Source organism: Mycobacterium sp. (assembly GCF_035274705.1).
GTDB lineage: Bacteria > Actinomycetota > Actinomycetes > Mycobacteriales > Mycobacteriaceae > Mycobacterium.
The window spans coordinates 1-11,786 of the sequence record NZ_DATENY010000086.1; the positions used below are offsets into that span (position 1 = coordinate 1).

Below are 11,786 nucleotides of genomic sequence, written 5' to 3' on the forward strand. Positions count from 1 at the left end.
GGTTATTTCGCGAGCAGGTAGTGGTTGATCGCATTCCCCAACGGTCCCCCTCTCACACCGCGTCCGTGGGGAATTCGACATCTGGGCGGACACGGCTGACGAGCAGTGACACGATAGTCGCGGAGGTCGCGTGGCACGGATCCGCCGCGGACAACTTCTGTAACGAGTGGGCCAGCTTTATGTTCGGTACGCCATCTGCGCGAAGGGCCGTTGCTGTTGGCACTGTGCTGCTTTCATTCGCTACGGCTTGCTCGCGCGGCGATGCAGCGCACACAGACGTCGGCGACAGCTCGACGCCAACGCAGACGCCCGTCGCGGCTCCGACGCCTAGGTTGTCGCCGGAGGCAGCACCCGCACCCGACTTCGCACCAGTCTCCAAACCGATCAACGATGCGATTGCCGCGCATCGGCTGCCAGGTGCTGTGGTTGTCATCGGGCACGGTGGCAAGGTCGTCTTCCACCAGGCGTACGGCGTGCGCAAGCTTGCAGACGAACCAGGTCCCGATGGATCGCCGGCACCTGCGGAGCCGATGACCGAGGACACGATCTTCGACCTGGCGTCTTTGACCAAGATCCTCGCTACGGCGACTGCCGTCATGCAGCTTTACGAACAAGGCGTGGTTCAGCTCGACGATCCCGTGCAGAAGTATCTGCCGGACTTCAACACGGCCGACGATCCACAGCGCGCCAAGGTGACCGTTCGCATGTTGCTTACGCACACTTCGGGCGAAACGGGCGACGTCGACCTCAAGGATCCGTGGGGACTGAGCGGAGCCGATAAATCAGAAGGCATTCATCGTGCGCTGACCACGCCGCTGGAGTCGCGTCCCGGCGAGGTCTTTCGCTACTCCGACATCAACTTCATTCTGCTGGGCGGGCTGATCGAGAAAGTCACCGGCGAGGCCGAAGACGTTTACGTTCAGCAGAACGTCTTCGCGCCGCTTGGCATGGAAGACACCCGCTATCTCCCTCCGGCTAAAGCATGTGGTCCGTACACGATGCGAGGGGCTGCGATTGCGTGGGCTCCGGCTCCGCAGGGAAGCGTCGCTTGTTCTGCAGGTACGTGGAGCATCGATCTGTTGTCGCGCATCGCACCGACAGCACGTGATGAGGAGAACAGAGCCGACCCGGGCAAGAATCCGGATCTTGATTACCTGCTGCGGGGCACTGTGCATGACACGACGGCGCGGCGCATGGGTGGGGTGGCCGGGCATGCCGGTGTGTTCTCGACGGCGCATGACGTCAGCGTCTATGCGCAGGCCTTGCTTGATCGGCTTGCGGGCCGTCCGAGCGAATTTCCGCTGACACAAGCGACTCTGGAGTTGATGACGACTCCGCAGCAGCCTGGACATACAGCTCAACAACTCGAAGCCGCGAACGATGCCAGCAGAGAAGCCGTCGCAACGAGACCGAACACGGCGGATCCGCTACTCGCTCCGCACTATCCGGCGATCACGGGACAGAACCTGCGCGGCTTCGGCTGGGATATCGATACTCGCCTTTCCACGCCGCGAGGCCTGGTCTTTCCCATCGGTAGCTTTGGCCACACAGGCTTTACCGGAACCACGCTGTGGATAGACCCGGGTTCGGATACGTATGTCGTACTGCTGTCGAATTCAATCCATGTGCGAGGCAGTCCACCGATCCAGGAGCTGCGGGGTGAAGTGGCGACGGCGGCTGCCCAGGCGTTGCGTCTCTACGGCAGTACACCGCGTTGAGAACAGTGGAGCCGCCCAGCCAACGACCCAGCGGCGGCTTACCCGAGTTGTCAGTGGGTCGCGGCATGCTTCTGCAGAGCGTCAGCACATGATGACGTCGTCGAAAGGGCGATCCCTCGATGATGGAGAAAAGCAAGCCCTGGTGGGCGGATGACTCGGAGATCGCAGCCATCCGTCGCCGCGTCGAAGAGGAACTCGAACAGGCATGCCACGAGCCGATCCTGTCCGACGAGCCGGATCCCGTTGTTCAGGACTTCTACAGCGGCGAGAGCCTGCAGGAGCTAGCCGCGGCGCGCGACGACCTTGAACACGCCCGCGCGCGTTACACAGACGCGGTACGCAGCGCCCGGACGGCGGGGCTCTCATGGGGCGAGATCGGCCGGGCCCTAGGCGTTTCCAGACAAGTGCTGCACCGTCGCTTTCGCGGGCTCTAGTCCTCAAGTGGTAATACGGTGTCAACGCGGCAGCTGCTCAAAGTGCTGGTAGTCCTTGGGCGTTCGCCAGTCACCGCCCCAGCGCCAACCGCGATCGGTGAACACGCGTACGGCAGCATCTCCCGCGTGCAGGACTCCGGGGTCTGTGCGGTTGCGGTCGAGGTATGGCGCGGCATTCTTGGGTTGGACTGCGCCCGTCTGATCGATCTCGGGATTGAGCAACGGGTTGAGGTCGATGGCTCTACCGGAAGCGTGGAGTGACCAGTGGCCGGTGCCGGGAATGTCTCGGCAGTTGAACGCCGAGGTGTTGTTGTCTTCCATGGACGACTCATCGTCGGCGCCCGGGTAGTTGTCCACTGTGCGGATCTTCGCGATCGGATAGCGCAATTGAATAAGCTGCTCGAAGATCGCTGCGACGTCCGCCGCCAGGTCTTCGTTGATGATCAGTGCGCCGCGGTGGGTTTGTCGGTCGAAGCCGATGTAGTCGACCTCGACTCGGCGCAGCTGCCGCGGATCAATTGGGCAGCCGGGATGCCAGCTCGGGCCGAGGTCAGCTGCGGTGACCGGCTGAATCGCGGCGGTGGGCGCTGTGGGTGTGGAAGTCGGTGACGTCTTGACGAACGGTGGTGACGTCGCGGCAGGAGGGGGCCGCGTGGAGCCGCATTGCACAAGGACGGCGCAGGCTACGGCCAGCGTGACGATCCGCCAAGCGTGGACCGGCGACGAGCCCTCACCGCGTGGGTGGGTTATCGGCATCATTCGGGGCGGCGGGGCCCCGTGCCGTCGTGTCGGACGTCGGCTCGCGGCGCAGGATCCGAAGCGTCGGTGGAGCCGGGAGCACCGTCGTCGAATCCTCCTTGAGCCGAACGATTCTCGGCATTTCCGAGAGTTGAGGATGCCGCACGATCGTCGGTGCCGCGGAGGTCGTCGGCTCAGGTGAGGGTGGTTTCGTAGGCTTGGAAGCGGTCGCGACCCGGGCGTTGCGGCGGCGCATCAGATAGCCGGCGAGCGGACCGGTGAACAGCATGGCAACCAGGACAGTGAGGGTCAGCGCGCAGATCACGACGTCGAACGTGCTGGTGATCTGCTGGGCCAGGTTGTTGCCGTAGATCGCATCGGGCGGCGGTTCGGCATAACGCGGGGCGAGCGCGACGCCAATGGCGAGGTTCGCGACCGTGAAGACGAACAGCACCCCACTGAACGCCGCGATGACGGTCGGCGTAGCCGCGCCCTTGCCGAATTGACGGTGTAGCCAGTGCGCAATCAAGCCGGTGATCACATTGAACGCTGTCATCGCAACGCTGTCGTACGGGGCGCGAGGCAGATCCAGCGACACAGCGATCAGGTAGTCGACGACGCGCAGTGCGGCCGCGGCGAACGCCCAGAACGCGATGAGTGTCAGACACTTCTGCGCAGCTGAGCGGAACGCGCCCAGCGTCGGCGGTTTGATCAGGAAGACGGAGTAGAGCGTCGTCGGAGCGACGATCGCGGCGGCGGCCGCCCAGATCAGATACCCCTCGTAACCGACGGCAGCCGTCGACGTGTTCTGGGCGATGCCGTGGAAGGAGTCGATGTCGCGGCCGATGGGAAAGACCCACACCAGCGTGGAGGCCAGCGCCGCCGCGGCGCCCAGTGCGGTGGTGGCCAGTCGTGCGGCGGCGGACTTCTCGATGAGCCACCGCGACGCGATGACCAACGCGATCATCGCCTCCGCGCCGTAGAGCAGCGTGGTGATGATGACAGCGACATCCTGACCGCCGAAGTCGACGTTCGTGACGAACAGATAGCGCAGCCGCCAATACAGGTTGAAAGCAACCGAGAGAGTCGCGAGCGCAATCGACACGGCGCCCAGCAACCGAGCGACGCTATACCAGCGTCGAAAGCCGTTGTCCTCGATGGTGATACTGGTGATCGGCGGCTGCGCGGCGAGCATTGCGCCGCCGATGCCCACGATCAGGCCAGGTCCGATACCCGGGGGTACCAGCCCAGTTCCGCCGTCGCGAACCGTGTGCACCAGGTGGTACCCGACGAAGCCGAGCACGACGATCAGGTAGGAGACGGAGAGCAGCAACCGGATCCGGCTGGTGCGGCGGACGTCGGGCTGCGGGGCGGTGAGCCGGAACGGGCCGACGTGTGGCGCGAGCGCAGCGGCGACGGCGAGCAGTGTCACGACGCCGACGAGGCCGAAGAGCAGGCCGTCGCTGCCGGGGACGCCCAGACCGAAGTCGAGGTTCCACGGCAGCAGCAGCGCGAGGACGAGCAAGGCGACCGCGACGCCGTCGCGCACCGTGTTGGTGCGGACGGGCACGTAGCCGACGCGGGGCGAGCGGGCGACGGCCGGCGCGGCGGTGGTGGGCACCGCGACGGTGGCCGACGCGTCGTAACGCTGGTCGCTCACGTGACGATTTCCTCTCTGAATGACGCCGCGAGGTGTTGCCACCTCAGGGTGCTCACTTTTGCTCCTGTACACAAGCAACGCGGATGGGCGCCGGGGTAGCTTTGGATCGTTGTTAAGGCAAGGAGTGGACCGGGTGGACGTAATCGTCGGGGTGGCGGTCACCGGACGGGTGGCGCGTCTGGCGATGGTCGGCTCGCCGGCTTCTGGCGGTCAGGTATTCGACCAGTATGCGCTGGACCTGCCCGACGACGCGATGACCGACCTGGCCGACACCATCGTCGGCACTTACCGTGCGGTGGCCGACTCGGGCAACCGGGTGGCCGCGACACGGCTCTGTCTGCCCGATGCGTCTGCGGCCGAGACCCTGCGCCAGACGGTGTTGAGCGCGGGAGTGCAGAACGTCGAAGTGGTCACGGAGGCCGAGGCGGCCGCGGCGCTGGCCCGTAGTGTCGGCGCGGACGCCGCGTTGTTGCTGGCCGATGACGACACTGTGTCGCTGACAGTGATTGGCGAGGACGAGGATTCGACGTCAGTGCTGGCGTCGGTGCCGATCGGTGCGGCTGGTGCGGCCGTCGCGTGTGCCGCTGTGCTACAGCATGTGCCCGGCCCGGAGGTCACTCGGATCACGTTGGTCGGGCAGCGCTTGGACCTTGATTCGATTGCGGCTGAGCTGCATTCGACGGCGCCGGTCGAGGTGCCGCCCGATGCGGGCTACGCGATCGCGCGGGGTGCGGCGCAGACGGCCGAGGACTCCGGTTTCCCGGCAGGCGCGGCGACGCAGATGGCGCCTGCGGTTGCCGACGCGACGATGATGGCGCCGGCGGCGGCCGATGCGACGCAGATGGCACCGGCTTCGGACGCGACGCAGATGGCACCGACTACGGATCCTGCAGCGGTCGGGCCGCAGCTGGCGTACTCGCAGGCGGAGCCGGACTACTACGAGATGCCCGCGGATTCGATCGAGGAATTCGTTCCCGAGCAGGAGGATGAGGCGCCGTACACCACGGTGATCGCGCCGCCGCCGCCAAGGAAATTGCTGATGGGCAGCGCGCTGGGGTTCGTGGTGGTGAGCTTCGCGACGCTGGCGGTCACGGTCGCGATCAACATCCGTCCAGTGGCCGACGTCGAAGCGCAGCCGGTCCCGGCGATTCAGTCGGACACGGTGCCGGGGCGATACCTGCCGCCGGTGCCGCACGAGCCGGATCCGGTGGCGCTGCCGATCGCGGTGGTGTCGCCGCCGCCCGCGGCCCCGGCCGCTCCGAGTGTCCCGATCAATCGTGGGCCGGTGAACAACAATGTGCCGGCGGCTCCGCCGATTGAGCAGGCGCCGCCGGCCGAGCCCGCTCCTGCGCCAGAGGTGCCGGTGGTGCCTGTGGTGCCCGTCATCCCGTTCCCGCCGTTCAACCCGTTCCCGACATTGCCGACGTTCACGACGACGATTACGACAACGCCGACGACGACAACGACCACCACGACGACGACGACAACGACCCCTACGACAACGACGACCACGCCGACGACGACAACGCCGACGACGACGTCTTCTGAGACGACCACGTCGGCTTCAGAGCCCACCACGATTCCGACGTCGCAATCAGTGCCTCCGGTCATCCAGAAGACAGCGCCGCCCGTGACGCAGGAACCCGCATACACGCCGGCGCCCGCGTACACGGCGCCATCGGAGCCCGCGTATATCCCGCCAGCGCCGGCCTACACGCCACCTGCGGTTGCGCCGGAGCCTGCACCGGCTCCCGCACCAGCGCAGGTGATTCCACAGTCACCGTCGAGCGGCAGTGGCGGCGGATCATCAAGCGGCAGTGGAGGTTCCGGTTCAGTGCCCGTGACGACGATCCCGGTGTCGCCCTAGCCGCCGGCCGGCACCCGCGCCGAGTGTGAAACCACGGCGAAGACCGGCGGCAAATTTGACAACAGCTTCAGGCTCGAGGCTTCCCGACAATTCGGCGCCACGTGCGGCAGCGGTATCACTCTCCCGGGACAGCACGGGTGGCCAACTCGGGCCGGCCGCGGCGCACCGGAAACCACCATGCGCATTGCGGTCAAAGTGGTGCAGGCATACAGGGACAGCCATCCGTCGCCCAGCAGCGCCACTCGTAGTGTGACCGCGAATTCCGTTGTGGCGTGCCCGGATTACGGCGAGGAGCGCGTTGGTTCAGGGATCTCAGTCCAGGTCGGCGAGGGCCTTGCGGGCGGCTTCTAGTTCGGCTTCGAGGGCGGCAACCCTGGCGGCCTGCTGGGAGCGCGCCTCTTCGATGACCTCGTCGATCGGGGTGGAGAGGTCCTCGTGCAGTTCCTTAGCCGCCCGGGAGACGGCGGCGGCCGCGACCGCTAGGTTGCGGGCCAGGTAGGTGGTGCCCTGCTTGAGCTCTGCGTGCCATTCGCCGTCGGCGGTACCGGTGACAGTGAGGGTCAGCTCTATAGTCTTGGTTTTCTTTCCGACCGCCTTCTTGGCCGGCGTCTTTTTAGGCTTCTCCTCGGCAGGAGCTTCAGCGGCGGGCGCTGGTGTACTCCTCGGGCCGGTGCTCTCGATCGATGAAACCAAGACGTCGGGAGTGTCGGAGTGGGTGGATGGCGCTTCTACTGCCAGAGTGTCTACAGTCATCGTTTCGGCGATCTCCTCCTGAACAACGCCCGCAGTGAGCGGGCTGGCACTGAGCGTCTATTAGAACACATGTTCGACTCCCGAGACAACGTGCCATTTCAGTGGAACAAAAGCCGCTAACGGACGCCGCGGGGTCCGGTTCGACAGATCTGCAGCGCTCTGACCAGCGTGATCCGAAATCGCTTGTACCCCATGGATTCTCTCTGTTCACGGTTAGTAGAAACGACGTCCGAGATAGACCGCCTTCGATCGCGATGCAGTGCTGCGCACCTCAGCGGCTGTTGAGCCTGCCTCAGACTGCGGCCGGCACCCGATCCTTCGCGCGCATCTCCTGGCGGAGGGATGTGAACTCCGAGATCGTCCTAGTCGCCACGGACGCGACCGGTCGCGCGTTGCGGCCCGTCGCCTCCGTCTTCGACACCATCACCACGCTGTCGATGTAGGGCTGGATGGTGGTGGCGTTCTGCACCGTCGCGACGATCACCAGCTGGAAACCGAACTTGCGGAACGCCTGCAGCGCCTGCTGCGCGAATTGCGGGTCGGACTTGCTGAACGCCTCGTCGAGCATCAGCTGTGCGAAAACCGGTCTGTTGTCGGTACTTTCGGGGCTGGCCAGGTTGAAGCTCAGCGCGCCCGCGAGGCAGAACGCCATCAGCTTCTCCTGCTCGCCGCCGGAGTTGTCGCCCGCATTGCTGTGCGTGCGGATCAGCTCGTCGTTGGCGACGTCCCACTCGGCGCAGTCGAAGGTGAACCGGTTGCGCACGTCGAGCGCATCACGCGTCCACGCCTTGTCCTCGGGCGCCGTCGACGCCATCCGGTTGCGCAGCCGCAGAATGTCGGCGTACTGGTCGAGGATCGCCTGCTTATCGCCCAGGCCGACTTCGGCGATGCGCCGCGAGATGGACCGCACGATCTCGGTGAGCTCGGACACCGCCGTCAGCTGGCGAGGAGTGGCGCGGAGCGTCAGCCGGGTGCCGCGGTTGAACTCGACCGCGCCCAAACCGGTGTTGACGCGGTCGATCTGGTCGCTGATCCGCCGCGCCTCCTGCTCCGCGACGCGGTGCAGCGTCAGGATCGCGTCGGGTGCCTGTTCGGTGACGAGCCGCATCATCCGCTCGTACGCCTCGGGCAGTTCGCGTTCGTCGATGTGCTTGCACAGTGCGACGTAGTCGTGGACGCGCTCATCAAAGTCGTCGCTGTCGTTGGGGATCGCGTCGGGGAACGACGTGTCGAACGTGTTGAGGATGCGCGCCAGTTCGTCGTAGGAGCGGCGCCGGCTCTCGCGCAGGTGTTCGCGTTCCTTCTTTACCGCGGTAAAGATTGCGTCGCGGTGCGGTTCCGGATCAAGGAGTTCCAGTGCCACGGGCAGCTGCGCGGCGTAGCGGTGCAGTAACTCGGTCAGCGGCTCGGACACGAACGCCGGTGACAGCCGCTCGGATAGTTCCATCAGCCGGGTGCGGCGCTCGTCGAGGTTGTCTCGCCGGGTCTGGATGGCGCCGCGGCGTGTCATGAATTTCTGGATCTGGGACCAGCATTCGTCGGCGCGTGCGTTGAGGGCCTCGAGATCGGGGTGGTCGGCCATCAGCAACTCGTACTGCTCGCGCAGCCGGTCGGCGTGGCCGTCGGCGGTCTCGGTGTCGATCTGGCTCCACTGTGGGTACTGCTCGCAGATCGCCTTGCAGGTGGCGGCTCGGTCGCGCCACTGCTGGCGTTGCGCGGCGATGTCGTCGGCTGCGCGGCGGGCCTTCTGGTAGGCCTCCTCGGCGGCGGCCAGTTCGAGGGTCAGCGCATTGATCTTCGCGGTGACGTCGCCCTGGTAGAGGTATTCGGACTGCTTGACCGGGCGTCGGTCGTCCTTGACGGCCAGCCGCTCGGAGTCTTTGTACAGGCCGGCGTCGGTGACCGCGCGGCGGAACCGGGCGAATACGTCGGGGGTGTCGACGCAGACGTGGTCGCCGGCGGCGGTGATGACGTCGACGGCCTCGGCGGCGCATGGATGCTTCGGATCGACGGCGAACAGCTTGCCCGCCAACGTGTTCGGCTCGGGGTCGACGGGTTCGGCGCCGAGGAGCTTCGCCCGGACGTGGTGCAGCTGCAGTCGGCCGCGCATGTCGGTGTCGTTGACGAACCGCAGCACCTTCTCCCAGTGCTGATCGGGCACCAGCAGCCGCAGGCCCGCGCCGCGCAGCACCTTCTCGACGGCGAGCCGCCAGCGGGTCTGGTCGGGCTTAAGGTCCAGGAGTTCGGCGATGTAGGGCAGCTCGGTGGCTTCGGCGCCGACTTCGGCGCAGATGTGGTCGCGCATCGCGAGGGCGAACTCGGGCAGTGCCGAGCCGACGTGTTCGACGCGCTTGAGCTCCTTGGCGTCGTCGTCGCGGGCGATACGGGCGGACTTCTGCGCGTACTCGGCGTCGGTGGACTCCTCACGGTTGCGTTCGACCTTGGCGAGCAGTTCGGTGGCCTGGGTGAGCAGTTCCTCACGCAGGTTCCAGAATTCGTCGGCGGTGTCGGGGATCTCGACGTCCTGGGCGGTGAGCAGGTCTTCGTAGGCAGCGCGACGGCGCTCCACCTGCTCGGCCTCGGTCTCGGCGGCGGTCACCTGTGACTGCAGCGGAGCGATGTTCGCGCTCGTTCCACTGATCTGCGCGTTGAGCGAATCCGCCTCGGCCTTGGCGAGATTCAGTGATCGGGTGACGTCTTCGTACTCGTTCTCGAGTTGGTCGATGGTGCCGTCGAGTGTCGCGATCTGCTCTGGGCACTGGGCGAGCCGGACGTGGTCGGTGTAGGCCCGCACCATCGGCGCGTCGACGAGGTCGATGATGCCGAGGTCGGAGGATTCGGAGGCGTAGCGGTGTTGGATCTGCTCGATGTCGCCGAGGATCTTGCGTTTCTTCTGCGCGACGGCGAGTAGTTCGCGTGCCTCGACGAGCGGGTCGATCTGCTTGAGCGCCTCGGGCAGCCGGGCCAGGCTGTCGGGTTCGTCGAGCATGAACTCTCGGACGAACTGCTCAAGTCCGCCAACGCTTTTCAGCGACTTGGCCTTGCCGAGCAGCTGCTGGGCGGCGTCGGAGGCGCGGATGCCGATGGTGGCGTACAGCTGGGCGAGGTACTGCGACTCGACCTTGGTGGAGAACCGCCAGTCTTCCTTGAAGACGCCGGCGTCGAAGCGGCCGGCGGCCCAGCGGTTGCAGACGTCCTCGATGTCGAGGTCGCCGTCGCCGAGCACGAAGCGGCTCGAGGAGTCGTTGCGGGACTCGCCGGTGAGCCACTTGAGCACGAGGCCGGTGACGGTGCGGCCGGAGTCGCTGGCGTAGGTGACCGCGACGGCCGACCAGGCGGTGCCGTCGCCGCGCAGGTACATCACGCGGCTGGTGCCGCCGTCGCTGCGTTGGCCCCACGCACCGCGGACGTACTTGTCGACGGTGCGGCGGCCTGCGCTGGAGCCGGCGGCGGTGTTGTCGCCGGAGGCGTTGAAGTTGCGGCGGTTGAACGGCAGGAAGCCCAGCGAGATCGCGTCCAGCAGTGACGATTTGCCGCTGCCGGAGGCGCCGGCGATGAGTGCGCCGCCGGAGCTGAAGGGGATGGAGTGGTAGCCGTCGAAGACGCCCCAGTTGATGACCTGCAGCCGGGACAGGTGGAACTGTTCAGTCAACGTCGGCTTCTTCCTCGGCTGGCGTTCCGCCGTTGAGCAGTTGTTCGAACTGCTGCTGGAGTTCGGTGATGACCGAGGCGGTCATGATGGCGGTGATCACGGGGCTGATGGTGTAGCTGTCCTCGTCGTCGCGGGTCTTGCGGAGGATCTCCAGGCCGGCCAGTCGGGCGATGGCGCCGTCGATGCGGGCGGCGAAACCGACGGCGTCGCGGTCTGTGTCGTTGAGGACGCCGGAGAACAGGCCGTGCATTTCCTCGCGGCTGATGAGTACGGTCTGCCCGCCGGAGGCGCGCATCATCTGGGCGAGGTGCAGGGCGAGGATGGAGTCGTAGGTGCCGAGCGGTTCGCGGCGCAGAAGCTTGATGCCCCTAGCGGATTCGTAGCGGGCCTGTTCGACGAAGGCGACGTCGGTGGTGTCGACGATGCGCAGCAGCAGGTCGAGTTCGGAGAGGCGGACGGACAGTTCTTTGCGGTATTCGAGCACCCAGCTGTAGACGTCGGCGTCGGCCTCGGCGCTGATGTAGCGGCGGGTGAGCAGGTGCTGCAGGGCCCAGCAGGCGCGGTCGGGGAGTTCAGAGACGTCGCCGTCGAAGCGCGGTCTGCGCTGAACGGGTGGGCGGGCTGTCTGGTCGACCTGGGGGAGTGAGGAGAAGTCGATGTCGGCTTCTGTGGTCACGTGGCGGCTCCGGTAATGGATTCTGTGAATGTCAAACGGGGGACAGCGATTTCGCGGTCGCGGCCGTCGAGCGAACGGAAGCGGACAGTGGCCGATTCGATGGCGTCAGGGTTGGGCTGCTTGAGGGCCCAGGACCAGAGCACGATGACGTGGCCGAGGTAGGCGGTGTCGAGCATGGCGACGGCCTCGGGAAGCGAGACGGGCCCGGTGGTGATGGCATCGTTGAGCATGTCGGACATGGCGGGGGCGTCGACCTGGGTGGTGAGGGCGGCGAAGCTGGTGAGGTCG

Annotated in this window: 9 protein-coding genes; 3 read left to right on the forward strand and 6 right to left on the reverse strand. The window is 66.1% G+C overall.

From position 1 onward, the window contains the following. Positions 1-179 precede the first annotated feature (179 nt). Positions 180-1,718, forward strand: a complete 1,539-nt coding sequence (locus VJV41_RS18275; RefSeq protein WP_325336202.1) for a serine hydrolase domain-containing protein — start codon at positions 180-182, stop codon at positions 1,716-1,718. A gap of 119 nt (positions 1,719-1,837) precedes the next feature. Further along, complete coding sequence (locus tag VJV41_RS18280; RefSeq protein ID WP_325336204.1) at positions 1,838-2,152, forward strand: hypothetical protein; 315 nt, start codon at positions 1,838-1,840, stop codon at positions 2,150-2,152. A gap of 21 nt (positions 2,153-2,173) precedes the next feature. Here the strand turns inward: VJV41_RS18280 and VJV41_RS18285 are convergent, their stop codons facing one another. Together VJV41_RS18285 and VJV41_RS18290 are read right to left on the reverse strand one after the other, a co-directional pair. Next, positions 2,174-2,911: a M15 family metallopeptidase gene (locus VJV41_RS18285; protein WP_325336206.1), complete on the reverse strand. Its 738-nt coding sequence runs from the start codon at positions 2,909-2,911 to the stop codon at positions 2,174-2,176. After that, positions 2,883-4,550, reverse strand: coding sequence for a hypothetical protein (locus VJV41_RS18290; protein WP_325336209.1), 1,668 nt, complete (start codon positions 4,548-4,550; stop codon positions 2,883-2,885). Before VJV41_RS18290 ends, VJV41_RS18285 begins: the two co-directional genes overlap by 29 nt. 133 nt (positions 4,551-4,683) lie before the next feature. On the opposite strand from VJV41_RS18290, the gene VJV41_RS18295 reads away from it, so the two are divergent. Next, a complete protein-coding gene (locus VJV41_RS18295; protein ID WP_325336211.1) occupies positions 4,684-6,417 on the forward strand; it encodes a hypothetical protein in 1,734 nt (577 codons plus the stop codon). A 312-nt stretch (positions 6,418-6,729) separates the two neighbouring features. On the opposite strand, the gene VJV41_RS18300 is transcribed toward VJV41_RS18295, so the two are convergent. The 4 genes from VJV41_RS18300 to VJV41_RS18315 all read right to left on the reverse strand — a co-directional run. Further along, positions 6,730-7,170 (reverse strand): DUF6319 family protein, encoded by a 441-nt coding sequence (locus VJV41_RS18300; RefSeq protein WP_325336213.1) that lies wholly within the window; start codon positions 7,168-7,170, stop codon positions 6,730-6,732. A 292-nt stretch (positions 7,171-7,462) separates the two neighbouring features. Beyond that, the gene (locus tag VJV41_RS18305) at positions 7,463-10,822 is read right to left on the reverse strand and encodes an ATP-binding protein (RefSeq protein WP_325336215.1); all 3,360 of its coding nucleotides are present in this window, start codon (positions 10,820-10,822) and stop codon (positions 7,463-7,465) included. Then, positions 10,815-11,498, reverse strand: a complete 684-nt coding sequence (locus tag VJV41_RS18310; RefSeq protein WP_325336217.1) for a DUF4194 domain-containing protein — start codon at positions 11,496-11,498, stop codon at positions 10,815-10,817. The genes VJV41_RS18305 and VJV41_RS18310 overlap by 8 nt, the downstream gene beginning before the upstream one ends. Then, positions 11,495-11,786: DUF3375 family protein (locus VJV41_RS18315; protein WP_325336219.1), on the reverse strand; the 292-nt coding region annotated here is incomplete at its 5' end. The genes VJV41_RS18315 and VJV41_RS18310, both read right to left, overlap by 4 nt.